Here is a 25,777-nt window from a genome sequence, read left to right as displayed (position 1 = left end):
GCATTAGAATATAAGCACATGCTTATTTGTTAATATTGTGTTTATATGGAGGTGCAATTAGTGTTGAAATCGAAAGTTGATTTGGAACGTGCTGCGAACGTATTAAAATTACTTGGTGATAAAACTCGTTTATCCATCGTTGCTATCTTACAACATAGGGAATGCTGTGTTTGTGAATTTCTTGAAGTGTTTGATATGAGTCAGCCCTCAATCAGTCAGCATCTTCGTAAACTAAAGGATGCTGGAATGGTGAAGGAAGAACGAAGAGGTCAATGGATATATTATTCCTTGAATCAGCAAAGTGATCTATACGGACTTATTGAAGATATTTTGGAACATGTACCGGTTCAGGCAGATAAATTAAAACTGATTGAAAAAAGCAACCCTACACTTAGGTGTGGTTGTTAATAATAGGGAGTGAAAAAATGAGTAATTTAGAGAAAAAGCGCTTATCATTCCTTGATAGGTACCTAACACTATGGATTTTTCTAGCTATGGCCATTGGGATAGGGTTGGGTTTTGTCTTTCCGGGCTTTGTAGATAGTATGAACAGCCTGCAAGTAGGAACGACATCCATTCCACTTGCCATTGGCTTAATTTTAATGATGTACCCTCCGTTAGCAAAGGTTCGATACGAGGAAATTGGGCGAGTGTTTAAAGATGTAAAGGTTCTACTTTTATCACTAGTTCAAAACTGGATTATTGGACCAATCCTTATGTTTTTATTAGCAATCATCTTTCTTCCTGATAAACCAGAGTATATGGTGGGTCTCATTATGATTGGATTGGCTCGTTGTATTGCCATGGTTATTGTTTGGAATGATCTTGCAAAAGGAGATACCGAGTATGCTGCTGGATTAGTTGCATTCAATTCTATTTTTCAAATGCTATTCTTCTCTGTTTATGCCTACGTTTTTGTAACCATTATCCCAGAATGGATGGGAATCCAAGGGGCGGTTGTAAATATTACGATGATTGAAGTAGCTAAATCCGTGTTCATCTATCTAGGAATTCCTTTTATTGCGGGAATGATTACACGTTTTACATTGGTGAAAGCAAAAGGAAGAGTATGGTATGAAAACGTGTTTATCCCTAAGATTAGTCCGATGACACTAATTGCTCTTCTTTTTACTATTATTATCATGTTCTCTTTAAAAGGAGACGCTATTGTGAGCTTGCCATTAGACGTAGTTCGTATTGCCATTCCATTGTTAATTTACTTTGTTGTGATGTTTTTTGTTTCTTTCTTCTTAGGAAGGAAAATTGGCGCAAACTATCCAGTAACAACAACCCTTGCATTTACAGCAGGAAGTAATAACTTTGAGCTAGCGATTGCTGTAGCTGTTGGCGTATTTGGCATTCATTCGGGTGCAGCCTTTGCAGCTGTTATCGGCCCACTAGTAGAAGTACCTGTCATGATTGCATTAGTTAACGTAGCCTTATGGTTTAAAAGAAAATACTTTAAAGAATATGCAGCTTAAAACTAATAATAAAAGGTGGATTTCAACATGGAGAACAAAAAGACTATTTACTTCTTATGTACAGGAAACTCTTGCCGCAGCCAAATGGCTGAGGGATGGGCAAAGAAACATTTGAGTGACGATGAATGGGAAGTCAAAAGTGCGGGGTTAGAGGCGCATGGACTAAATCCAAATGCAGTTAAGGCAATGGAGGAAGCAGGCATTAATATCTCTAATCAAACATCGGATGTAATTGACCCTACTATTTTAAATAATGCTGACTTAGTTGTTACACTATGTGGTCATGCAGCAGATCATTGCCCTGTCACTCCACCACATGTAAAACGTGTTCACTGGGGCTTTGATGACCCAGCTAAAGCAGAGGGGACAGAAGAAGAAAAATGGGCATTCTTCCAACGTGTCCGTGATGAAATCGGTAATCGAATTAAGAGATTTGCTGAATCAGGAGAGTAAAAGCATTACTCGTATTTCATAAATAAAAGAAAACTAGTAAAACAAGAAAGTGAATTTTTTGAAAGGTGAGGAAAATATGATAATCACAGATCAAGCTCGTGATGTGTTGAAGCAACTGTTCGAAGATCAAGATGCCGATAACATCCGTGTCTATTTTGCAGGCTTTGGCTGAGGTGGGCCGCAAGTAGGACTGGCTCTGGATGAGCCAGAAAAAAATGATAACGTTGTAACAATTAATCAAATTACAGTAGCAATTGAACCTGAAATTGAGCCTTATACTAATGATTTGAAACTTGATTTTAATCATGAAGCAAATGCTATTGTATTGTTAGGGAATGAAAGTGACTGTTAATAGGGGATTCAAATGGGAGCTAGTCATTAGTTCTAGCTTCCCATATTTTTTCATTTTTAGATTAGGTAGAAAATAAAACCTGAAATAGTAGACATCATAACCACGGATAATACGAATGTAACAACTAGCTGTTTCTTAAAGATTGATTTTAAAAGAATCACTTCTGGCAAACTGGCACCTGCTGAGCTAATTATCATGGCCATGACTGGTCCTAGCGCCATTCCTTTAGCGATAAGCATTTGGGAAATGGGAATCATACTGGACAGACGAATATATAAAGGTATTCCTATTATGGATGCGATAGGTATCAGCCACCAATGATTACGGCCAAACACACTTGAAATCCATTCTGTTGGAACCAAACCATGAATCACAGCTCCGATCGCTGCACCGATTAATAAATATGGATATACACTCTTCATCAAATCAAGGGTTTCTCCCAGTGCTAGTTTAATATTAAATTTTTTGTGTTGTTCTTCGTACCCTGTCATTACCACATTTTTCACCGCTTTTTCGAAACCGAGCATCTCAAGAGTAAAGCCAATGATGATGGAGAAGATTGTGGTTAACACCGTGTAGATTGCAGTCACTTTCCATCCAAGAGCTACACCCATAATGGTCAAAATAGTAGGGTCAAGGACAGGGGAAGCAAACAAAAAAATCATCACAATCCCAAAAGGCATTTTCTTTTTTAACATATTAACAACTACTGGAATCGTTGAACAGGAGCAAAAGGGTGTTATAAAAGCAAACACTATGGCTGCAGATGCAGCGATTAATTTGTTTTTTCCAGCTAACTTCTTTTCAATCTTCTCGTAAGGAATATATCCCTGGAGTAGACTAATAGAGAAGGATATAATCATAAACAAAACCGTTAACTCTAAAGCAATAGACAGAAAACTTTTAAGCGTATCTAACCACATCTTCTATTCCCCCTAGCATTCGCTGCGAACGCAATAATTTGTTCGATTTACTTCATTTTTTTGTTTATTAGTAAAAAACTTCCTAGCTAGCTTTTGAAAAAGGGATTCCTTTTTTAAGCCAACAGACTTCCAAGTATCAATTGATTTCTTCTCAATTTCTATTTGTTTTTCCTTAACTAATACTCCGTAGTTATAATGATACATAATAATTCCTCCAGTTATAAATTGTTAATCAAAAAAAATTGATATTACAATCGAAGAAAAGGCTACCTTTTAAGCACAGGTACATTGGCAGCATTGGTTAACCGGTGGTACTACTTGAAAGGTTCTTACTTTAGCTATGTTCTCCTCGTTCATTTCAACATAATTCTTCCATGTATGTCTTGCATTTCTTTCCGTTTCCTCCTGGCGTAATTTCATCATTTGATATTCTGTATACTCATTAAACATGTGAATCCCTCCTGTTAATCAAATTATATTGATATATTAATCAAAAAAAAATTGATGAATTGAGTAAAAAAATTAGCAGCAGGTCGGTTTGAATAAACAACAAAGTTCATGGGATAACAAATGATTGAGTTCTTCTTGGTTCAGCTCGTAGTAACTCCATGTTCCTCGTGTTTCTTTTGTTATTATGTTGGCATCTAATAAAATCTTTAAATGATAAGACAATTTTGACTGAGCCATATCAACCATTGGAGCAAGATCGCACACACACATAGCCCCTTTTTGAGTTAAAATATTCATGATCTGAAGTCTCTTTTTATCAGCAATTGCTTTAAACTTTAACTCATATTGTTCAAATACTTTTTCTAATGATATGTCTTGTAATTGGAATTCTTCTGTCATTTTCTTCACCTTCTTCTTAAATCAAATATTCTTGATATCATTATATTATATCCAATATTTTCTTGTGTCAATTATATTTATCAAAAGAATTTGATAAAGTGGTTGCAATTGGAAATTACAGCTAATATACTAAAAATATAAATCAAAAAAAGTTGATATAGCAACTATAAATCAAATATATTTGATTTAAATAAAATTAAATATTAAGGAGATGGGTGAAATGAATTTTATTAAAAAGTTAATTGGTGTGGGTTCTTCAAAATCTTCAGATTGCTGTGGGGTTGAAATTAAAGAGGTGGAAAACACTAAAGAGGATTCTTGTAGTGGAACAACCAATGAACAACAATCTTCTTGCTGCTAAGTTGAATAATAAAAATAAATGAGAGATATGGAGAGCTACTGATGAAAATGCATGTTGGAATAAACGTAACGAATTTAAATAGTTCGATTGGATTTTATAATAAAGTGTTTAATGCTGAACCGGTTAAAGTAAAGCCAGACTATGCGAAGTTTTTACTGGAAGACCCGGGCCTCAATTTCACATTAAATCTAAAAGCTGAAGTTTCAGGAAATCAAGTTGGACATTTTGGTTTTCAAGTAGAGAATCAGGAAGAAGTCTTGAAACATAAAGAACGATTAGAAGGATTAGGCTTTTTTGCAAGGGAAGAGATGGATGTTACCTGTTGTTATGCAACCCAAGATAAATTTTGGGTAACAGATCCAGACGGAAACGAATGGGAGTTCTTCTATACAAAAGGTGATGTTGAATCAATGGTTTCTGAGTCCTCCTGTTGTGCACCTCAACCTACCACAGTAGAAATAAAAAAGTCTTCATCATGTTGTTAACTTTCTATCTTATAGATATCTTTTATCCTAACATTATATTTAGGAATTTTTGTTCTTATAAGTAGTCCTGCAAGCCTATAATTACAATATATGCCTGTTTTTATTGTAGAGGAGTTGAAACAGTTATGAAGGTGAGCTTATTTGCAACATGCCTTGTAGATATGTTCCAAAGCTATGTAGGGAAAGCGAATGTTATTACTATGAAGAACAAAGTTCACTTTGGGAACCGACAAATTGTCCTTCATCCACTTTATGAAGGACAAAATCCTCTTCGGGTATCACCAAGTTGTCCTTCATTCGCTTCATGAAGGACAAAATCTCTTGATTACCACTAAATTGTCTTTCATCATTACACATAAATAGGTTTTCTTCTAATAGTTTCTAAAAAAACTGCTTTATTTATATTACGGTTCACCGTAATGCATCAAAATGAGGTTCTCATGGATTTTTGAGTTATATTCATACACTTTCTTTTAATATCTTGTCCTTAATCGAGGAACAAGCAAGTAAAATAAGCGGAGATTTTCCGCTTAGCATAAGAAAAATCTCCTGATTTTTAATTTTTAGAGTAAATAGGCGGAATTTCTCCGAATATTTTTCAGTTCGGATGGTTTACCTAATCTCCCAATAAAACAAATCAATTGTCCTTCCAATCAAAATTCTCGATAAATTGAACGAACGCTTTTACCACATTCCATTCCAGCGATTCCTTATGATAATACATCCAAGTTCTGCGTAAAATGGGCTTTCCTTCTTGATCTTTTATGTGGATTTTGTATAAGTCCTCTATCCCAGTTAGTACCCTGCTGGATAATATTCCATAACCTAAACCGTTTTTAACCATTTCCTTACAAGGATCAACTTGGTCCACTTCTATACTAATAAAAGGGGCTTGCGCAAAATTCTCAGCCCACCAATGATCAATGACAGATCTTAATAAGTAATCCCCTTTATATTCGATTCTAGGAAGACGAGGGAGATCATCCATATCAAACTCTTTTTTTGAAGCAATGCAGATGGTTTCCTCAAATAACTGATGTTTCGATAAACCCCGCCAGCCATAATCTCCACGGACAAAGCTGATATGTACATCTTTATTGTGTATAAGTTGAGTAACATCTCTGCTCCATCCGGTTGTGACTTTGAATTCCACATGAGGATATTGCTTTTTAAATAATTTTAAAACATATGGAAGTTCATAATTTGCAAAAAAATTAGATACCCCCAATTTCAACGTACCTACTACTTCGTCACTTTCATTATTACTCATATTTTGAACATTTTCTTTTATCTTTTCATAATGAGCAAGGGCCTCTTCAGCACAATGGACAAGATATTCTCCTTGTGGGGTAAAATGCACTCCCCTGCTTTCACGATTTACGATTTTAACACCTAATTCTTCCTGCATATGCTTTAAGCGAGTCGTTAATGCAGGCTGAGTAAGAAATAAGAGGCGAGCTGTTTTTGTAAGATTCTTTTGTTGATATAGTACCTTTAGTATTTCCCAGTCACGGTAATCCATTGTTCCACCTAATCTGATATAAATATTTTTTATAGATTAATATAATAAATTAGCATTTTATTTATTTCAATTATTACATTATCCTTAACCATATGCAATTAATTATAAGTTCACTAAATAATCCGAAACGAGACATATAAAGTAATACAACAATGGGGGAATTGTGAATGGAAGTACAGAAGAACCAAAAAAATCCATGGAGAAAATTCAATGGTCCAAACCTTGGCTATGTAATCGAACAATATGAACGATATACGAACGGAGAAGACTCAATTGATCCAAAATTAAAAGAACTATTCATTAAATGGGGCTCACCTGTGTCTTATGAGTTAAGAGACAATGAACAGACCCTAAATAAAGAATGTATCGAATCTACTCAATCCGTAAATATACAAAAAGTACTAAAAGTGGTAAAACTCTTTGATGAAATTCGGTCCAATGGTCATTTAGCAGCGAACATGAACCCATTAAAGGAAAATCTACAACATCAAGAATTGTTTACTCCTGAAAAATATGGTGTAAGTGAACAAGATTTGAAAGCGATACCAGTTAAACTTGTTTGGGAAGAATCACCGGAAGGCATTCAAACCGCATGGGAAGCTATGAACCATTTAAAAGGTGTTTATACCTCCACACTAGCCTATGAATTTAACCATGTGCAACAAATGGATGAACGAGCATGGCTCACTCAAATGGTGGAGACCGGCTCTTTGCATCGATCCTTATCTAAAGAAGAACAAACGAACTTGTTACAGTCTTTGACTGAGGTTGAAGGTTTCGAACAATTTTTGCATAAAACATTTGTCGGTCAAAAGAGATTTTCCATTGAAGGCGTTGACATGCTTGTACCTATGCTGAATGAAGCGGTACACGAAGGGGTCGGAGATGGAGCACGTAATGTTGTGATTGGAATGGCGCATCGTGGCCGTTTAAGTGTCCTTGCGCATGTATTGAACAAACCATACAGCAAGATGTTCTCAGAATTTCAACATTCATCTGCTAAACAACAGGGTCCGTCAGAAGATTTAGTTGACATTAGTGAGGGCTGGACTGGTGATGTGAAATACCATTTAGGACGTAATCGATTCATGGAAGGTCCAGGAAAGGTCCGTGCACGTATTACCTTAGCCAATAATCCGAGTCATCTTGAGTTTGTCGATCCCGTCGTCGAAGGTTTTGCAAGAGCAGCCCAAGAAGAACGAAAAAATGCTGGTTACCCTATGCAGGATGTTAAAAAAGCGTTTGCAATTTTAGTCCATGGCGATGCAGCCTTTCCCGGCCAGGGAATTGTAGCAGAGACCTTAAATTTAAGTGGGTTAAGAGGGTATCGAACTGGTGGAACCATTCATATCATTGCCAACAACATGGTCGGCTTTACGACAGATAGCCATGATTCTCGTTCGACGAGATATTCAAGCGACTTGGCAAAAGGATTTGAGATTCCGATTGTCCATGTAAATGCAGATGATCCAGAAGCCTGTCTGGCAGCTGTTCGTCTTGCCTATCAATACCGTGCTCGGTTCCAAAAGGACTTTTTGATTGATCTAGTGGGATACCGCCGATTTGGCCACAATGAAATGGACGATCCAGCGGTTACACAGCCACAGATTTACAGAAAAATTGTAAAGCATCCTACTGTAAGAGCATTGTACTCAAATCAGTTACAAAATAAAGGCATTCTCAAACAAGAAGAAGTAGAACAAATCAATAGCAGTGTACAAGAAATGTTGCAGGCTGAGTATGAAAAAGTGGAAGAGAAGAAGCAGAGTGAACCTGTTGCAGAAATTGAGGTTCCTAGGGTGATTTCCAAAGGAATTCCACCGTTAGAAACGAACGTCCCACTCGATACGCTTCGTGAATTAAACCATGATTTGCTGAAATGGCCGGAAGGTTTCCATGTCTATCCAAAACTAAAGCGGATCTTGGAGCGACGTGAAAACGCACTAGAAGAGGACGGTAAGGTAGAATGGGCAGTAGCAGAAGTGCTGGCATTTGCTTCCATGTTAAAAGATGGTACACCGATTCGTCTCACCGGCCAAGATTCTGAGCGTGGAACATTTGCGCAGCGGCACATTGTGCTTCACGACTCGGAAACAAACGAAACTTATTCACCACTGCACCATCTTCCGCAAGCACAAGCATCGTTTGCGGTTCATAATAGTCCGCTTTCGGAAGCAGCTGTTGTAGGATATGAATATGGGTATAATGTATTTGCGCCTGAGACCCTTGTCATGTGGGAAGCGCAATATGGCGACTTTGCCAATACAGCACAGCCACTTTATGATCAATTTGTTTCATCGGCAAGAGCAAAATGGGGACAAAAATCAGGGATGATTCTCCTGTTGCCTCACGGCTATGAAGGGCAAGGTCCGGAGCATTCCAGTGCCCGTCCTGAACGTTTTTTACAGTTAGCAGCTGAAAATAACTGGACGGTTGCCAATCTGACAAGTGCTGCACAATATTTTCATATTTTACGTCGTCAAGCTTCTATTTTAGGAACAGAATTTGTTCGGCCATTAGTGATTATGACGCCTAAGAGCCTTCTGCGTCACCCGTTAGTCGCTTCTTCTGGGACTGATCTAAGTGAAGGCCATTTCCAAACAGTAGTGGAACAGCCTAGGCTCGGAAAAGAGACAGATAAGGTAAAGCGGTTAGTGTTAACAACCGGTAAGATGGCGATTGATCTGGCTGTAGAAATAGAATCAAGAAAAGAAAATGAAACCCTAGCAGAGACACACATCGTTCGAATTGAACAATTGTATCCATTTCCATTAGAGAAAGTAAAAGAGATCTTAAACCGTTACCCGAATCTGAAGGAAATCGTGTGGGTACAGGAAGAACCGAAAAATATGGGAGCGTGGCATTATATCGCCCCTACTCTTTTTGAACTTGCTTCTTCTGGTAGCCTGACAGTTGGTTACATCGGTCGTCAGGATCGTTCAAGTACGGCAGGTGGCGACCCAACCGTTCATAAGTTGGAACAAGAACGGATTATCCAACAGGCTTTGAATTATAAGAGTCTAGTAGATACCAAAGAAACAAGCCAGAGAGTTAGCTACTAACAATCTATCATCACCAGCAAAATACTAGAGTGGAATAGACTAACATAATCGGAGATATAACATCATTTCTAGGAGGATACGACACATGATTGAAATCAAAGTACCAGAACTGGCAGAATCTATTACAGAAGGAACAATTGCACAATGGCTTATTAATATTGGTGATAAAGTGACTAAAGGTGATAGCGTTGTTGAACTTGAAACGGACAAAGTTAATATTGAATTAAATGCCGAATACTCAGGTGTAGTCACAAAGGTTTTAAAAGAACCTGGTGATATCGTCGAGGTAGGCGATGTAATTGCTATTATCGAAGAGAATACTACTGCAGGAGCAACTCCATCTGCTCCAACTTCTACACCGGAAAAATCAGCAGAAGTAGAAACTTTAAACCAACAGAGTATACAAACTGAGCCTGAACTATCAAAAGTCGCAAATCCAATCGCCTCACCAGCGGCAAGAAAATTGGCAAGAGAAATGGGAATCGATTTATCCCAAGTAAGCAGCCGTGATCCACTTGGCAGAATTAGACCTGAGGATGTAAAAGCACATACACAGGCACCTCCTGTGGTAAAAGAAGAGGCAAAAGTGGAAAAATCAAGCCCAAAACCAGCGGTACAACAAATAGATGAAGAGTTTGACAAACCAGTGGAACGTGTGAAAATGTCCCGTCGTCGTCAAACAATTGCTAAACGCCTAGTTGAAGTCCAACAAACAGCGGCGATGTTGACCACATTTAATGAAGTCGACATGTCAGCTATTATGGATTTACGTAATCAACGCAAAGATGCCTTTTATGAAAAACATGGTGTTCGTCTTGGCTTCATGTCATTCTTTACAAAAGCCGTAGTCTCAGCTTTAAAACAATTTCCTTTGTTAAATGCCGAAATTCAAGGCGAAGAATTGATTCTCAAGAAGTTTTATGACATTGGAATTGCTGTTGCAGCACCTGAAGGATTGGTCGTACCGGTTGTACGCGGTGCGAACCAGAAGAGTTTTGCGGAAATCGAGCAAGATATTAGTAATCTAGGTAAAAAAGCTCGAGATAATGCCCTAACTCTGAATGATTTGCAAGGCGGAACATTTACGATTACAAACGGTGGAGTTTTCGGTTCGTTAATGTCAACACCAATCCTGAATGGCCCGCAGGTGGGGATTCTTGGTATGCATAAAATCCAAACAAGACCAATAGCCATTGATCGTGAAAGAATGGAAAACCGCCCAATGATGTATATTGCCCTTTCTTACGACCATCGAATCGTGGACGGAAAAGAAGCTGTTAGCTTCCTGGCTACAGTAAAAGAATTGTTAGAAGATCCACACTCATTATTATTAGAAGGATAAAAGATTCATAGGATTTCAATAATCTCTATCTATACAAACAGTCCTTTTAAGGACTGTTTGTTTTTTTCGTATGGCTATTGTTATAACCGCAGTCCTTAATGCCCGAGCAAAGTGAAAAAGTGCTCGACCGGTAAATAGGGGGAGTTTCTAATGGCCTTGGTAAGAGAAAAAGTGCTCGACTGGTAAATAGGGGGAGTTTCTAATGCCCGAGCAAAGAGAAAAAGGGCTCGATTGGTAAATAGAGTAAGTTTCTAATGCCAATTCCAAGGTTGCCTGGCTACTTATGTACTCTTAAGTATGACTAGTTCTTTCTGCGCTCTCTAAATCGACATGTCTTCTTGATGGGGGATGACCAATACCCATGCTTTTTCTTATTTCCTTATTTGTTTGTCAAAGCTCGCTTTTGGGATTATTGAGAAAGTTAGAGTATAATGTGAATGATTAGGAAAAAGGAGGGCTTTTACATGAAATACATAAACATTGCCAATACAGATTTAAAAGCATCCAACATCATAATGGGAAATATGCGCTTACCCCAACTGTCATTGTCAGAGGCTGAAAAGTTAATTCGTACCGCTATGGAGGAAGGGATTAATTTCTTTGACCATGCAGATATTTATGGAAAAGGGAAAAGTGAAGAGATTTTTTCGAAAGCTATTCAGATGAATGCAAGCGTCCGTGAAAAGATGATTATCCAAAGTAAGTGTGGAATTCGTTCTGGCTTTTTTGACTTCTCAAAAGAGTATATCATTTCGTCTGTGGACGGTATTTTAAACAGATTAAATACGGAATACCTGGATATTCTTCTTCTTCACCGTCCAGATCCATTAATGGATCCAGCCGAAGTAGCGGAAGCCTTTGAAGAGCTATATACGAATGGAAAGGTAAAGTACTTTGGTGTGTCAAACCATAATCCAGCTCAAATGGAACTTCTGCAGAAGTATATTCCATATAAGTTGGTGGTGAACCAACTGCAATTTAGTATTGCGCACACACCAATGATTGATTCTGGAATTGCCTTAAACATGAATATTGATCAATCAATCAATCGTGATAGCAGTGTGTTAGAATATTGCCGTCTTCACGACATTACCATGCAGGCTTGGTCCCCATACCAACACGGGTTCTTCGAAGGTTCGTTTTTGGGTGATGTTGACAAATATCCTGAATTGAATCAAGTAATTGATACGATTGCTGAAAAATATGGAGTGACCAATACAGCCATCGCAACAGCGTGGATTACACGTCATCCAGCTAATATCCAAGTCGTACTTGGAACAACAAAAATTGAACGGATGAAGGATGCATGTAAAGGTTCTGATATCCAACTAACAAGAGAAGAATGGTACTCCATCTACAAAGCAGCAGGGAATATTGTACCTTAAGAATATACTGAAACATAGGGCGAAGGGCGAAGAAATCTTCGCCCTTTTTTTTTTGCTCTCAAAATAGTTGGAAAAAGTGAAACTTTTTAACTAGGCTGTCGTATACTTACTAGGAATATTTTACATAAGTGGAAATAGGGGTGTTGAAAATGGAATTACAAAATGAAGTTATTGTAAAGAAAGAGAAACCGAGATTGTTCGGCATGTTTACGAATCCAGGGCAACAATTTGAGAGAATAAGAGAGAATCCTAAAATATGGGTTCCGTTACTTATCGTCAGCATCATCTATGCAATTGGCACCATCTTTATGGCGCTTAGCATGGATGCGTCCACGTTAATTGACCAGGGGGTTCCAGAAGATCAGATTGAGCTTATTTTAACTTTCACGAAGGTCTCAGTTGCCATTACAGGTATCCTTTCTCCGATATTCGTCGTATTGATCACGAGCGCTATCCATTTGATTATAGCTAAAATTGCTAGTTCGCCTGTAACGTTTAAACAATTGTTGTCGATGAACACGTTTATTATGATCATTGGTGCTACAGGACTTGTTTTAAATATGGTCATTAGATATGCCATAGGCGGAAACTTTGAAGTCTACATTACTAGTCTTGCAGGATTACTTAACCAAAATAAAGCCGGGGTCTTAGGTTCGGTTGAAGTTTTCGGGATTTGGACATTAATTTTAACTGCTTTGGGGCTTCATAAAACAGGACAATTCTCAAAAGGACTTGCATGGACCATTGCCATTATTTTCTTCATAATCGGAATTGGTCTTAGTCTAGCTGGAACCTTGTTACAAGGGGCACCAAAACTATAAATTTCTGAAATTGTAACTAGAAATCAATTGCTGATTGAAAGGAGAACAGGATAGGGAGGTGTCCCCTCTAGAAGAGCGGGAACCTCCTTTTGTCCGCATAAAATGAAAAAGAAAATATGGATTACCATTGGTGTTGTTAGCCTAATCCTTTTGATGATTGGTGTCAGCGTCTATCGTCAGGTTTTTGCCAAAGGGCCTTCTGTAAAAGTGGCACAAATCTCACAGGAGGAAGTATCTTCCTTATTAATGATTCCTGGTACAGTCAAACTTGAAGAAGAGCAAGTGGTCTATTCTTCACCAGAAAAAGGAGAACTGAAGGAGATCTTAGTGAAAGAGGGGCAGACGGTAAAGAAAGGGTCTGTCTTAGCCAAACTTCAAAATCCACAGCTTGACCTTGAAAGGGAGCAAAATAAATTAGCCATTGAATCGGCCAATCTAAAAATTACCCAGCTTGAGAACAAAATAAAGCAGCTCAAGGACAAAGAGTCAACGCTGGCTAAACAGGTAGGAAAAGGGGAGGCAAAAAAACAACTTGCTCCAGAACTTGAGCAGGCAGAAATGGAAAAAAAGCTAGCCAATATTGAGTTAAAGCAAGCTTCCCTTCAAAAAGATTTACTCAGCAAGCGCGAAAGTGAATTAGAGATTAAGAGTAGCTTAGATGGAGTGGTTTTATCAGTGCAAGACCCAAACACGTCTAACAGGGAAGCAGCTAATCTTGAGCCCCTTATACATATTGGAAAGCTTGAAGGTTTAACCGCAGCAGGCCTATTATCTGAATACGATTCATTAAAAGTAAGCAATGGACAGAAAGTTACTTTACGATCGGACGCCGTACCAGAACAAGAATGGCAGGGCCAAATCACCATGATTAGCGTCCTTCCACAACAACAGAATCAATCGGGGCTACAAAGCGGCAGTCAGGCTGTACAGTATCCGGTAACGGTAAAAATCTCGGGCGACACAAAAGCATTAAAACCCGGTTTCCAGCTTATTATGGAAATTGAAACAGACAAGAAAATGGCCATGGTTCTCCCAGTGAACGCCTTACATGATGACGGTGATCAGCCATATGTTTATCTTGTAAGGGATGGAAAAGCACGTAAACAAAAGGTGAAAACAGGTATCACTTCTGGGGAGAAAATTGAAATCCTTGATGGGGTTTCGAAAAGTGACAAAGTCATCGTTCAAGGACCCGAGCTATTGAAGGATGGGATGGAAGTGAAGGTTAAATGATACACCTTGACAACATCAAACGTTCTTTTATGTTAGGAAAAGAAAGTGTACATGTATTAAATGGAATTAGTCTTACGATTGAACCAGGTGAATTTGTTGCCATCATGGGCCCTTCAGGTTCGGGCAAATCAACGCTAATGAATATTATCGGTTGTCTGGATAAGCCAACAGAGGGCGAGTACTATCTTGCTGGTGAAAATGTATCCCACTACAACGATAAGGAATTAGCAAGGGTAAGAAATCAGTCAATCGGATTTGTATTTCAGCAATTTCATCTTTTACCAAGATTGTCTGCACTGAAAAATGTGGAGCTTCCAATGATTTATGCAGGTATTTCCAAAAAAGAACGGCAAGCACGTGCGGAAGAAGCATTGGTCAAGGTAGGGCTATCTGACCGAATGAACCACCTGCCAAATGCGCTTTCAGGTGGACAAAAGCAACGTGTGGCCATTGCAAGAGCGATTGTAAACCGACCGAAGCTTATTTTAGCAGATGAACCAACAGGGGCGCTTGATTCAAAAACAAGTGTAGACATCTTGGATCAATTTAATAAGCTGAATGAAGAAGGCGTAACAATTGTTGTAGTAACCCATGAATCCGAGGTCGCTCAATATGCGAACAGGACGATCATGGTAAGAGACGGTTTACTACAAACCCCCTCACCATTTGATAGGGGGCTGATGCAATGAGTTTTATGGAAAATCTAATCATGGCATTAAGCTCCTTAAAGGCTCATAAAATGCGAAGTATTCTTACCATGCTTGGTATTATTATCGGTGTTGCTGCCGTCATCATTGTTGTGGCGATTGGGCAAGGCGGTGAAGCCATGCTGAAGACACAGATCACTGGTTCCGGGAACACGATTGAAATGTTCTATCAACCATCAGATGAAGAAATGAAGGCAAATCCGAATGTGTTTTTGCAGGCTCCATTTAAGCAGGAGGATATCCGTGCACTGGAGCAAATTCCTGAGATTAAAAGAGTGGTAGCTTCGAGCACGAAGTTATCTACTGCAAGATTTCAAAAGAATAACGTGGATGTTTCCACAACGGGGATCAATCAGGCATTCTTGAAATTAAACAAATTAAAAGTAACCAAGGGGAGAAACTTCTCAGCATCTGATTTTCTCGGTGGAAGAAGAGCCGGGGTCATCAGTTCCAAAATGCAAGAGGAACTATTTAAGGAAGAGAATCCTATAGGTAAAATCATTATGGTTGCTAACCAGCCGATTGAAATTATCGGTGTATTAGAAAAGCCGACAGGTCTGCTATCTTTTGGTTCAATGGAGGTCTATCTTCCATTTCAAACATGGAGAAACATCTATGGTAGCAGTGATTATACACAGGTCACACTACAGGCTGCTTCAGCTGAAAAACTGCAAGTAGCTGGTAAAAAGGCGGCAAGGCTGTTAAACAAGATGCATAATACCGAAAAATCATATCAAGTCATTAATATGGAAGAAATCGCCCAAGGAATTGGGCAAGTGACAAAAATCATGACCCTAATTATCGGTAGTATTGCCGGTATCTCCTTATTTGTCGGTGGAATTGGGGTTATGAATATTATGCTCGTATCTGTAACGGAAAGAACAAGAGAAATTGGAATTCGAATGGCACTTGGGGCAACAAGAGGTCAGGTATTGACTCAATTTCTCATCGAATCCATGACACTCACCTTTATAGGGGGAATACTAGGAATAATACTAGGATGGGGCACGGCAACTATTGTAAGTTTCTTTGCAGGCTGGCCATCCTTAGTGTCATGGCAGGTAGTATTAGGTGGTGTCCTGTTTTCGATGGTGATTGGTATCATCTTTGGACTACTCCCTGCAAACAAGGCTTCCAAGCTTGATCCAATTGAATCGTTAAGATATGAATAGTTCATAGTTATCTAAAAAAGTCTGCACATTTGTGTGCAGGCTTATTTTTAAAAGTTAAAGTTTTGCAGAATAAATGGGATATGCTAAAATTATTTTATGGAATATTCAGTAAATATTTCAGCGTTCTTTCCAAAATTAATAGTTTAGAAGGAGTCGAGTTGAGTATGAAGAGTGCGAGCGTAGAAAACAAAGGGTATTTTGGAGGATTTGGTGGAAGCTTTATTCCAGAGGATTTACAGCAGGTAATGAACGAATTAGAAGAGAATTTTTTACAGTATAAGGATGATTCTGAATTTATTCAGGAATTCAAATACTACTTAAAAGAGTATATCGGCAGAGAGAATCCGTTAACCTTTGCGGAGAATTTAACAAAACAAATTGGTGGGGCAAAAATTTATCTCAAACGAGAAGATTTAAATCACACAGGTGCACACAAGATTAATAATGCGATTGGACAAATTCTACTTGCCAAACGGATGGGAGCGAAACGGATCATTGCGGAAACAGGAGCGGGGCAACATGGGGTAGCAACAGCCACTGCTTGTGCGATGTTCGATATGGAATGTGTGATTTACATGGGAAAACTAGACACGGAACGGCAAGCGCTAAATGTATTCCGGATGGAATTATTAGGAGCAAAAGTAGTTCCGGTTGAAAAAGGTCAGGGCCGCTTAAAGGATGCGGTTGATGAAGCCTTAGGTGACTTGGTACAAAACTATAAAAATACGTTTTATTTATTAGGCTCTGCAGTAGGGCCACACCCATATCCAACCATGGTGAAACACTTTCAATCTATTATTAGTGAAGAATCCAAACGCCAGATTCTAGAAAAAGAAGGAAAGCTACCAACTGCAGTACTTGCTTGTGCAGGAGGAGGCAGTAATGCAATTGGTGCGTTCGCCCATTATATCGAGGAACCAGCTGTTCGGTTAATTGGAGTGGAGCCAGCGGAAGCTCCGACCTTAACGGAAGGAGTCCCAGCCGTCATCCATGGTTTTAAATGCTTAACACTGTTAGATGAAAAAGGTGAGCCGAAACCGACGTTTTCAATTGCTGCTGGTTTGGATTATCCTGGGGTTGGTCCAGAGCATAGCCATTTAAAAACAAGTGGAAGAGGAGAATATGTAACGGTTACAGGTCAGGAGGCACTAGAGGCGTTTCAAATTCTGAGCAAAACAGAGGGAATTATCCCAGCATTAGAGAGCTCTCATGCAGTTGCATATGCGATGAAACTGGCAAAGAATTTAACTCCTGAAGACGTGTTAATCGTGAATTTATCCGGTCGCGGTGATAAAGATGTGGAACAGGTTTTTAATATGTTAAAAAATAAATAAACTTGAAAAGGCGAGTTAATTATAATACTCGTCTTTTTCTTCTGGGGGATCAGGATGGAAACATTAGTATTGGAGAAAGGTTACAAAGATAATGTTGCGTTAAGAAACAGTTTCAATGAGCTTGCCCTGCAGACCTTTGGAATAGAATTCGAAACGTGGTATCAACATGGATTTTGGACAGAAAAGTATCAGCCATACTCTTATATTGACCAAGGTAAAGTGGTAGCGAATGTCTCCGTTAATCTCTTGAATATGGTGATTGATGGGGAGAGTAAGAAAGCTATTCAAATCGGAACAGTGATGACTCATCCGGATTATCGTAATAAAGGGTTATCGAGAAAACTCATGGAGTTTGTGTTAGAAGACTTTAACCATGTGGACTTTATCTACTTGTTTGCAAATCAAACAGTGTTGGATTTCTATCCTAAGTTTGGATTTAAAGCGGTAAACGAAGTTCAGTATTCAATGAACTATGATCTTAAGCCCATGGGCCAATCGGGGATAAGAAAATTAGATGGAACCAATGCAGAAGACTTATCTTTTATTTATTCCTTTGCTTCAAATAGAAAATCAGTTTCTCAGGTTTTTGGAACTACAGACAGTGAGGAATTATTAATGTTTTATTGTATTATGGTGTTTAGTCAGGACCTTTATTTTATTGAAGAGGAAAAGGCGCTCGTCATTTTTCAGCAGGAAGATGATATGCTACATCTATATGATATCGTATCTTCTGAGGAAGTAAATCTTCAAAGTATAATTAGCCAAACAGCTTCTAAAGAGACTAGAAAAATTGTTTTCCATTTTCATGTGGAAAACCAAGAGTTACTTCTTTGGGATGAGAAATATCAATCTAGTAATGTTCTTTTTGTAAAAAATCTAACAAACGTAAGCTTGCCTGAAAAATTCAAGCATCCGATGACTTCTCAGGCGTAAACTCTTGATAGGAGGTGCAGTGAGATGGAAGCTAAAAAAATTATCATCACAGGAGCAAATAGTGGAATTGGCTATGAAGCAGCGAAAGCTTTAAGTAAGAGCGGTGCCGAAGTAGTTTTAGCTGTTAGAAATGAAGAAAAAGGGAAAGTGGCAGTAGAATCTATTTTAAAGGAAATTCCCCATGCAAAAGTTGTTGTTATGCGACTAGATTTAGCAGATTTAACGAGTGTAAGAGATTTTGTGGAAGAGTTTAAGAAGAGATATGATTCTTTACATATTTTGATTAACAATGCTGGAGTAATGGTACCTCCATATGGATTAACTAAAGATGGATTCGAACGGCAATTTGGAAGTAATCATTTAGGGCACTTTGCATTAACAGGTCTATTACTACCGTTACTGAAGAATACCCCTCAATCACGTGTTATCTCACTCAGCAGTATTGCACATAGAGGTGCTTCTATCGATTTTGATAACCTTGATGGTTCAAAAGGCTATAAAGGAATGAAGTTTTATGGACAGAGTAAGCTTGCCAATTTATTATTTGCTAAGGAATTAGATAATAGGATGAAAGAGTATGGGCTTCTAACCATTAGTCTTGCTTGTCATCCGGGGATTTCCTCAACCAATTTATTTAAAATAGGAAAAAGAGAAGCGCCGGGGTACCTCAAAGCTTTAATGAAGGTATTTTTTCAACCGGCGGAAATAGGTGCTCTGCCAACGATCTATGCAGCAACAGAACCGAGCTTGAAAGGTGGCGAATACATAGGTCCTGATGGCAGAGGAAATAGAAAGGGAAAACCCACGATTGAAACACCAGCTACTGGGGTGTACAATTCAGAAACCATGAAGAAGCTTTGGGAAGTGTCAGAAAGATTAACAGGTGTTGTTTATGATTTTTCTAAATAAATCTTTTTAGTAACATGAAGTCACCTTTTACTCTTAAAGGGGGACTTTTTTTATTGAACAAAGAATTGAATTCCATTGAGAAGAATATATTTAACCAAGCATGTACTCTATTCTGTTTAAAAGGGGAGCACGATGTTCAAGACAAGGGTTAAATATTATAAAGATAACAACAGATCGAATTACATTTCATTCTATAAACGTGGCTGTTCAATTTTTTGCGGGGCCATGCTTGTTGCTATTTCTTTACAATTATTTTTAGTAGAAAATTATGTAATAGATGGTGGGGTTATTGGCATCAGCATGATCCTTTCGCATATTACCCGCCAAGAAGTGGGATTGTACCTCCTATTATTAAATACTCCCTTTTTTATCATTGGTTATTCCTATTTGGGTAGAAGATTTCTAACGTTAAGTCTTTTTGCCATCCTTGTTTTATCAGTGGGGACATACGTTTTAGAGCCGTTTCCCGCTATCACCCATAATCCTCTCTTAGTAATCATACTAGGTGGTATGATACTTGGGTTAGGGGTAGGGATTACGATCCGTTACGGGGGTTGTTTGGATGGAACAGAAGTAATTGCCATTCTATTTAGCAAACGTTCTCCTTTTTCAATTGGACAGTACATCCTGTTTTTAAATTTCTTTATCTTTAGTAGTTCAGTGTTTATCTTTGGTCTAAAAGAAGCAATATACTCCTTGGCTACCTTTTTTGTCGCCTATAAAACGATAGATTTTTCCATTCAGGATCACTAAATAACAGTTATATAGGAACTCAGGATCTACATTAAAGGTAATAATTTCTTTCCTATATCATACCTACTGTTAAAAATATCAAACAAGGACTGTTTCCAGTTCTTGAATTCGTTACCTTATGTTTCATACATAGTCAGAAGATTCCGTGACTCCTTCTGACAGAGTCCCAGCTTTTTCTGCTAACATAGTCCAAATATGGTGTGACTTCTGACAGAGTTGCAGCTTTATTGGCTAACATAGTCCGAAGATACCGTGACTTCTGACAGAGTTGCATCATTTTCCGCTAACATAGTCCGAAGATACCGTAACTTCTGACAGAGTTGCATCATTTTCCGCTAAGATAGTCCGAAGATGCCGTAACTTCTGACAGAGTTGCATCTTTTCCCGCTAAGATAGTCCGAAGGTGCCCCTGACTTCTGGACAGTGATCCATCCTATACCCCTAACATTGTCGAAAATAATACTGACTTTTGACAGTATTCCAGATTTACTGCTACCCCAGGCCGAAGTTACCCTGACTACTAAAAGCGTTTTACTTTTTCCGCCAAAGACGACACAAGGAATATATGTTTTACAGAGGAATGAGGAGTTGTATTATTACAACATTTATGTCGCTCTTTATATGCCCTATTTCAAACATCAGTAACGTCCGAATATGGTCCAAGCACAAATGGTAGTATTGATATACCACTGTAAAGGACGGTAGTGAGAATTGTACGAGCATCGGAAGCCGGTGACCTAATAAAATGCCCGATCTCGTTTAGTAGATCGGGCACTTTTATTAATGTTTGTTTAAAAACTCTAGTACTCTATCATTCACAAAATCATTCGCTTCAGTGACATAGATGTGGCCGGCACCTTGGATGGTTAAAAACTCTGCATTAGGAATTTTTTCAGCTAATGTGACCCCATTTTCATAGGGAACTAATTTATCTTCATCACCATGAATGACTAATGTAGGCACTTTAATTTGGTCGATATCATTATAAGTGTCATGTTGGAGGCATGCTTGAAGCTGTAACATATAGGCAAAAGGTTGGATAGGGATTTCAATGCGTCTTTGGATATCTTCGGCCACCAACTCACGATTTTCTTCCAAGAAAGATTGACTATAAAGAATCGGAGCTGTTGCCCAGGCCATTTCCTCTGGGGTAGCAATAGAAGAGGCTCTTGAGAGCATGAGCATATTAACATCTGAGCTGGGTTGTACATGGTTAACACCACCCGATGTAGTACAACCAAGAATCAATGAACGGATACGCTCAGGATACTTAATGGCTAATTTTTGAGCAATCATCCCTCCCATAGAAATGCCATATATGTGAGCTGATTTTTCTCCAGCAGCATCCAAGACAGCTCTAGCATCTTCAGCCATCAATTCAATTGAATAAGGAGTATTTGGTTTATCACTTAATCCTACCCCGCGATTATCAAAAATAATCACTTTGTAATGTTCACTTAGAGCCGGCAATGTCCTGAACCATGACTTAGAATTGAGTGACAACCCCATTATTAGTAGTAATGGTTCACCTTTTCCATGTATCTCATAGTAAAGATTAATTCCATTTGCTTTCGTGACTGGCATCGTATACAACTCCTTTTTATTAGATAATGATAAATTATATGAAAGAATATGCTTGTCAAGAACAAATAGTTAAAAAGAGGGAAATTTCCACAGTCTTATAGGAGAATATTATTTTTTAAAATCGGGAATCAATGAGTGAACGGTAGGTCTTTTAATTAAAAGGAAGATTGTTGTCTTGTTTGACAGGGGTATGGCATAAATCGAGAAATATTACGACATTTTTCGCTATAAATTTCTTCCGCTTCAAATAACTTGATGAAGGAGAAAGTATGTATAAAGAGGAGTGTAGAAATTAAGTAAAGAACCGCAGTACCATACCAATGATCAATTGCAGAAAAATGTCGAGAAGGAAGGGTTTACAAAACTTAATTTTACTACAATAATCATAATTATATTAATATTCTAATTAATAGATTAGGAAAATCATGTTCGAGAAAAATGCACCGTATTTAATAGGGATATTGATAAGAAAATTCCTGAGGAGGCATCTGATTTTATGGTTTATCAGCAAAAGCCATGGTTGAACATTTACGACCACAGAATGGATGAACATGTCAGTATTAATCACCAGTCACTTTATGATTTTTTAAAAGAAGCAGTTAACCGTTATAACACCAAACCGGCATTCACCTTTTTAGGAAAAGAATGGAGTTATAATGAAACAAAATCACTATCCGATCAACTAGCATCAGCCCTTCACAAAGACGGCTTTCAAAAGGGCGACCGTATAGCCATTATGCTTCCTAATTCCCCGCACTACATAATCACTTTATTCGGTACGTTTCGATTAGGTGGAATCGCTGTTCAAGTGAATCCCATGTATGTTGAAAGAGAGATTGAATATGTATTACACGATTCTGGCTCCGAATACATAGTTGTACTTGATACACTTTATCCAAAAGTAAAAAAAGCTCAATCTAATACATCCATTAAAAAGGTTCTTGTTGTTAGTTTTGGAGGCACGAAAATAGAGCTTGCCAAAGGAGACTACTATTTTGATGATTTCCTTGAAAGCGAGGGAACGCTCCCTGTCATTGAAATTGATAGGAATGAAGATGTAGCCTTGCTTCAATATACAGGAGGTACAACAGGTTTCTCCAAGGGAGTTATGCTCACCCATATGAATCTACTTGCAAACTTCAATCAGGTTTGTGATTTTTCCTATAAAGCGTGTCCTAACAGGCCAGAGAATTTTAAGATGATCACGGTTTTACCCATGTTTCATGTGTACGGACTATCCAGCGTTGCCCTATGTGGAATAAGAGAGGGTGCGAATCAAATCCTGCTGCCACGATTTGATCCAAGAGAAGTAATGGAAATTGTCAAACGTGAAAAGCCGTTTCAAATGTCTGGTGTTCCGACGATGTTCATTGCACTGAACAGTCAACCAGACCTCGAAGATTATGGATTTAATGAACTTTATTATATTAGCTGTGGCGGGGCTCCGCTTCCAGTAGAGACGGCGAAAACCTTCGAAATCAGAACAGGAGCCAAGCTTTTAGATGGATATGGACTTTCTGAAGCAGCACCAACCGTTATTTTTAACCCCCCATTTGTACCAAGGAAATATGGAAGTATTGGCATTCCTGTTCAAAGTACAATCGCTAGAATCGTTCAAGAAACTGATGATGGTTATGTTGATGCACCAGTCGGAGAAGACGGGGAGTTAATCATCCAAGGGCCACAGGTTATGAAAGGCTATTGGAATCTACCAAAAGAAACGTCGACTGTAATCAAAGATGGATGGTTATTTACAGGGGACCTTGCCAAAATGGATGAAGAAGGTTATTTCTATATCCTTGACCGTAAAAAGGACATGATAATTGCCAGCGGCTACAATGTGTATCCACGTGAAATTGAAGAGGTATTGTATCAGTTGGATGCAGTAGAAGAAGCGCTCGTCGTGGGGGTACCTGATCCATACCGAGGGGAAACGGTAAAGGCATACGTCAAATTGAAAGCGGATGCATATATTACCGAAGAAGAAATCAAGCAGTTTGGTAAGGAAAACCTTGCACCATACAAAGCTCCAAAAGCGGTAGAAATCCTATCTGAACTACCAAAATCAACTGTCGGTAAATTACTACGAAGGGTTTTAAGAGATCAAGAGAAAATAAAAGTACAAGCTTAATATACGAGGTGGAGAAAATGAATATCCAAGAATTATTCAGTTTAAAAGGAAAAACAGCAATCGTTACAGGTGGAGGAAGAGGATTAGGTCAACAAATTGCTATTGCGTACGCAGAGGCAGGTGCAAATGTGGTGGTTTGTTCTAGAAATGTCGAGGCATGCCAGCAGTTTGTGGATGCTCTAAAAGAAAAAGGTGTTCATGCGCTGGCTTTTAAGTGTGATGTTTCTAATTCAGACGATATTCAACATGTTGTTGATGAAACTGTAAAGGAATTTGGCCGGATTGATATTTTAGTCAACAATAGTGGGACCAGCTGGGGAGCACCTGCATTAGAAATGCCAGCCGATAAATGGGATAAGGTAATGGATATTAACTTGAAAGCTGTTTTCTTATTTTCTCAAGCTGTTGGGAAAATTATGGTTGAACAGCGTTCTGGAAAAATCATAAATATTGCTTCAATTGCTGGCATGGGTGGACAAGACCCATTGGTAATGGATGCAATTGGCTATTCTGCAAGTAAGGGCGCGGTCATTACCTTCACGAAAGACCTAGCTGTAAAACTAGCTCCATACAATGTACATGTGAACGCAATTGCACCAGGTTTCTTCCCAACTAAAATGGCTAAGGCGATTTTGGATTATTCAGGTGAAAAAATTCTGGAGCGAACACCGGCAGGAAGATTTGGGTCAGACGACGATATGAAGGGGCCTGCACTATTTTTAGCTTCCGATGCTTCTGACTATGTATTTGGACATGTACTGGTCGTGGATGGAGGAACAACTGCAGGAGTTCAATAAGCGTTACTCTAGCATTATTTAAAAATTTTGTGAATTTAGTATGATACATCTTGAAGACTTGTAAATTATATGTTTTATTTAACATACCAACCGGTTAGTTAGAGGGAATGAGATGGATTCTATGCATCGTGACTTTGAGGCGTATTATAAAAACTTAGAAGCAGAACTAAATAAAGGAATCCATACTAGTACTAATAACCGTGAATTTATACGAGCATCGGGCAGAGTATTAGAGGCACACCTAAGATGGGTGAAGCTTCACAGAAGATTAACTACCAGGTGGCTAAATCGTTTGGGCCTTGTGAATAAAGATGAATTAGCAGATATATCTCTCCGGGTGGTTGAACATGAAGGGAAGTTAGATGCCCTTGATGATCAGTTGTATACCGTTAATAAAACGCAACAGGAGAATCAACGCCGGTTAAAAAATATTCATATGTCACTGGAAGAATGGTTAACCATTTTAAGAAAAGAAGTTACAGAATTACATTGTGATAATATATCCAGTCTAGAAAAGGAATTACTAGCATTAAAGCTATTATTTAATGAGGAATCCGAAGTGGAGGAGAATGAAAATGACAGAAAAAAATGTGAATGAAGTAAATCAGGAAACGGTAGAGGAAAATGACTTAACTAGTTTAGATATGCTATGGAAGCTTGGTTTTGATGAATTGGATTCATGGAAAGATCGTTTTAACAAAAGGGATGATCGTTTCCTTGAGTCTGTTAAAGGGTATGTGGATCAGGTTAAACAAGGGCAAGAAAATGTTATTTCCATTGCTGCTCAATTTAGTATGGAACTAAAGGACTGGGAGAAAGCTGCCCGAGAAGAATTACTTGCAACGACCACTCCATTACAGTATTTTTTCCCAGTGAAATCTTATGAAGAGATTAACCGAGTTGTAGATGATATTCAAAATAAAACGGCTCATTTACTATTAACTCCTGCACAAGCTATTACCACAGGTCAATTACAAGCACTTGATAAGTACGTAGAAACGGTTGAACAGTATGTTTCCTTTAGAAAAAATGCGAGAGAAAAATATATTGATAGTGTAAAGAGAACATCTAACGTTTTATATGAAAATCAAAAGATGTTTGTAAACTTATTTGCAAAACAAGTTAAGTCAACCATATTACCCTTTCAAAAATATATGAAAAATGCAACAGAGTTAACGAAATCATAAA

The 25,777-nt window shown here is 38.3% G+C and carries 27 protein-coding genes; 20 read left to right on the top strand and 7 right to left on the bottom strand.

Annotated elements, in window-relative coordinates:
* The first annotated feature begins 60 nt into the window (after window positions 1-60).
* From QE429_RS19355 to arsC, 3 genes are read left to right on the top strand one after another with little or no spacing between them, the layout of a single operon-like run.
* Window positions 61-408, top strand: a complete 348-nt coding sequence (locus QE429_RS19355) for an ArsR/SmtB family transcription factor (protein ID WP_307289358.1) — start codon at window positions 61-63, stop codon at window positions 406-408.
* Between the two features lie 17 nt (window positions 409-425).
* The gene (gene arsB / locus QE429_RS19350; RefSeq protein ID WP_307289357.1) at window positions 426-1,481 is read left to right on the top strand and encodes an ACR3 family arsenite efflux transporter; all 1,056 of its coding nucleotides are present in this window, start codon (window positions 426-428) and stop codon (window positions 1,479-1,481) included.
* A 27-nt stretch (window positions 1,482-1,508) separates the two neighbouring features.
* Complete coding sequence (gene arsC / locus QE429_RS19345) at window positions 1,509-1,934, top strand: arsenate reductase (thioredoxin) (protein WP_307289355.1); 426 nt, start codon at window positions 1,509-1,511, stop codon at window positions 1,932-1,934.
* A gap of 408 nt (window positions 1,935-2,342) precedes the next feature.
* On the opposite strand, the gene QE429_RS19340 is transcribed toward arsC, so the two are convergent.
* The 4 genes from QE429_RS19340 to QE429_RS19325 all read right to left on the bottom strand — a co-directional run bounded on the left by QE429_RS19340 (window position 2,343) and on the right by QE429_RS19325 (window position 4,058).
* A complete protein-coding gene (locus QE429_RS19340) occupies window positions 2,343-3,209 on the bottom strand; it encodes a permease (protein WP_307289353.1) in 867 nt (288 codons plus the stop codon).
* Between the two features lie 12 nt (window positions 3,210-3,221).
* Window positions 3,222-3,413 carry a hypothetical protein gene (locus QE429_RS19335; RefSeq protein WP_307289351.1) on the bottom strand — a complete coding sequence of 64 codons (192 nt, stop codon included), beginning with the start codon at window positions 3,411-3,413 and terminating at the stop codon, window positions 3,222-3,224.
* A gap of 69 nt (window positions 3,414-3,482) precedes the next feature.
* Entirely contained in the window at window positions 3,483-3,659 is a 177-nt protein-coding gene (locus tag QE429_RS19330; RefSeq protein ID WP_307289349.1) for a hypothetical protein, read from the bottom strand.
* A 72-nt stretch (window positions 3,660-3,731) separates the two neighbouring features.
* The gene (locus tag QE429_RS19325; protein WP_307289348.1) at window positions 3,732-4,058 is read right to left on the bottom strand and encodes an ArsR/SmtB family transcription factor; all 327 of its coding nucleotides are present in this window, start codon (window positions 4,056-4,058) and stop codon (window positions 3,732-3,734) included.
* A gap of 220 nt (window positions 4,059-4,278) precedes the next feature.
* On the opposite strand from QE429_RS19325, the gene QE429_RS19320 reads away from it, so the two are divergent.
* Together QE429_RS19320 and QE429_RS19315 are read left to right on the top strand one after the other, a co-directional pair.
* On the top strand, window positions 4,279-4,419 hold the full coding sequence (locus QE429_RS19320; RefSeq protein ID WP_307289346.1) for a hypothetical protein: 141 nt from the start codon (window positions 4,279-4,281) through the stop codon (window positions 4,417-4,419).
* A gap of 38 nt (window positions 4,420-4,457) precedes the next feature.
* The gene (locus tag QE429_RS19315) at window positions 4,458-4,904 is read left to right on the top strand and encodes an ArsI/CadI family heavy metal resistance metalloenzyme (RefSeq protein ID WP_307290891.1); all 447 of its coding nucleotides are present in this window, start codon (window positions 4,458-4,460) and stop codon (window positions 4,902-4,904) included.
* 198 nt (window positions 4,905-5,102) lie between these two features.
* On the opposite strand, the gene QE429_RS19310 is transcribed toward QE429_RS19315, so the two are convergent.
* The gene (locus QE429_RS19310; RefSeq protein WP_307289344.1) at window positions 5,103-5,261 is read right to left on the bottom strand and encodes a hypothetical protein; all 159 of its coding nucleotides are present in this window, start codon (window positions 5,259-5,261) and stop codon (window positions 5,103-5,105) included.
* 280 nt (window positions 5,262-5,541) lie between these two features.
* Complete coding sequence (locus QE429_RS19305; protein WP_307289342.1) at window positions 5,542-6,426, bottom strand: LysR family transcriptional regulator; 885 nt, start codon at window positions 6,424-6,426, stop codon at window positions 5,542-5,544.
* A 167-nt stretch (window positions 6,427-6,593) separates the two neighbouring features.
* On the opposite strand from QE429_RS19305, the gene QE429_RS19300 reads away from it, so the two are divergent.
* The 11 genes from QE429_RS19300 to QE429_RS19250 all read left to right on the top strand — a co-directional run bounded on the left by QE429_RS19300 (window position 6,594) and on the right by QE429_RS19250 (window position 20,077).
* A complete protein-coding gene (locus tag QE429_RS19300; RefSeq protein ID WP_307289340.1) occupies window positions 6,594-9,488 on the top strand; it encodes a 2-oxoglutarate dehydrogenase E1 component in 2,895 nt (964 codons plus the stop codon).
* 85 nt (window positions 9,489-9,573) lie between these two features.
* On the top strand, window positions 9,574-10,830 hold the full coding sequence (gene odhB, locus QE429_RS19295) for a 2-oxoglutarate dehydrogenase complex dihydrolipoyllysine-residue succinyltransferase (protein WP_307289338.1): 1,257 nt from the start codon (window positions 9,574-9,576) through the stop codon (window positions 10,828-10,830).
* 464 nt (window positions 10,831-11,294) lie between these two features.
* Complete coding sequence (locus QE429_RS19290; protein ID WP_307289337.1) at window positions 11,295-12,215, top strand: aldo/keto reductase; 921 nt, start codon at window positions 11,295-11,297, stop codon at window positions 12,213-12,215.
* 149 nt (window positions 12,216-12,364) lie between these two features.
* A complete protein-coding gene (gene yknW / locus QE429_RS19285; RefSeq protein ID WP_307289335.1) occupies window positions 12,365-13,036 on the top strand; it encodes a YknW family membrane protein in 672 nt (223 codons plus the stop codon).
* Window positions 13,037-13,138: 102 nt separating this feature from the next.
* A complete protein-coding gene (locus QE429_RS19280; protein WP_307289333.1) occupies window positions 13,139-14,269 on the top strand; it encodes an efflux RND transporter periplasmic adaptor subunit in 1,131 nt (376 codons plus the stop codon).
* Window positions 14,266-14,958 carry an ABC transporter ATP-binding protein gene (locus tag QE429_RS19275; RefSeq protein ID WP_307289331.1) on the top strand — a complete coding sequence of 231 codons (693 nt, stop codon included), beginning with the start codon at window positions 14,266-14,268 and terminating at the stop codon, window positions 14,956-14,958. The genes QE429_RS19280 and QE429_RS19275 overlap by 4 nt, the downstream gene beginning before the upstream one ends.
* A complete protein-coding gene (locus QE429_RS19270) occupies window positions 14,955-16,148 on the top strand; it encodes an ABC transporter permease (RefSeq protein WP_307289329.1) in 1,194 nt (397 codons plus the stop codon). Before QE429_RS19275 ends, QE429_RS19270 begins: the two co-directional genes overlap by 4 nt.
* 164 nt (window positions 16,149-16,312) lie before the next feature.
* Window positions 16,313-17,482 (top strand): tryptophan synthase subunit beta, encoded by a 1,170-nt coding sequence (gene trpB / locus QE429_RS19265; RefSeq protein ID WP_307289327.1) that lies wholly within the window; start codon window positions 16,313-16,315, stop codon window positions 17,480-17,482.
* A 54-nt stretch (window positions 17,483-17,536) separates the two neighbouring features.
* Window positions 17,537-18,415 (top strand): GNAT family N-acetyltransferase, encoded by an 879-nt coding sequence (locus QE429_RS19260; protein WP_307289325.1) that lies wholly within the window; start codon window positions 17,537-17,539, stop codon window positions 18,413-18,415.
* Between the two features lie 24 nt (window positions 18,416-18,439).
* Window positions 18,440-19,324 carry an oxidoreductase gene (locus QE429_RS19255; protein WP_307289323.1) on the top strand — a complete coding sequence of 295 codons (885 nt, stop codon included), beginning with the start codon at window positions 18,440-18,442 and terminating at the stop codon, window positions 19,322-19,324.
* 132 nt (window positions 19,325-19,456) lie between these two features.
* Entirely contained in the window at window positions 19,457-20,077 is a 621-nt protein-coding gene (locus QE429_RS19250) for a YitT family protein (RefSeq protein WP_307289321.1), read from the top strand.
* Window positions 20,078-20,857: 780 nt separating this feature from the next.
* Here QE429_RS19250 and QE429_RS19245 read toward each other — a convergent pair.
* Window positions 20,858-21,661: an alpha/beta fold hydrolase gene (locus QE429_RS19245; protein ID WP_307289319.1), complete on the bottom strand. Its 804-nt coding sequence runs from the start codon at window positions 21,659-21,661 to the stop codon at window positions 20,858-20,860.
* A gap of 496 nt (window positions 21,662-22,157) precedes the next feature.
* Between QE429_RS19245 and QE429_RS19240 the strand changes: the two genes are divergently transcribed.
* The 4 genes from QE429_RS19240 to QE429_RS19225 all read left to right on the top strand — a co-directional run bounded on the left by QE429_RS19240 (window position 22,158) and on the right by QE429_RS19225 (window position 25,776).
* Window positions 22,158-23,792 carry a long-chain-fatty-acid--CoA ligase gene (locus QE429_RS19240; protein ID WP_307289317.1) on the top strand — a complete coding sequence of 545 codons (1,635 nt, stop codon included), beginning with the start codon at window positions 22,158-22,160 and terminating at the stop codon, window positions 23,790-23,792.
* 17 nt (window positions 23,793-23,809) lie between these two features.
* Window positions 23,810-24,589, top strand: a complete 780-nt coding sequence (locus QE429_RS19235; RefSeq protein ID WP_307289315.1) for an SDR family oxidoreductase — start codon at window positions 23,810-23,812, stop codon at window positions 24,587-24,589.
* A 112-nt stretch (window positions 24,590-24,701) separates the two neighbouring features.
* Entirely contained in the window at window positions 24,702-25,187 is a 486-nt protein-coding gene (locus QE429_RS19230) for a hypothetical protein (protein ID WP_307289314.1), read from the top strand.
* A complete protein-coding gene (locus QE429_RS19225; protein ID WP_307289312.1) occupies window positions 25,165-25,776 on the top strand; it encodes a hypothetical protein in 612 nt (203 codons plus the stop codon). Before QE429_RS19230 ends, QE429_RS19225 begins: the two co-directional genes overlap by 23 nt.
* Window position 25,777: the final 1 nt, after the last annotated feature.

Source organism: Bacillus sp. SORGH_AS_0510, assembly GCF_030818775.1.
Taxonomy (GTDB): domain Bacteria; phylum Bacillota; class Bacilli; order Bacillales; family Cytobacillaceae; genus Neobacillus.
The sequence above is the reverse complement of the archived record's forward strand: the minus strand, read 5'-3'. Positions and strand labels throughout refer to the sequence as shown.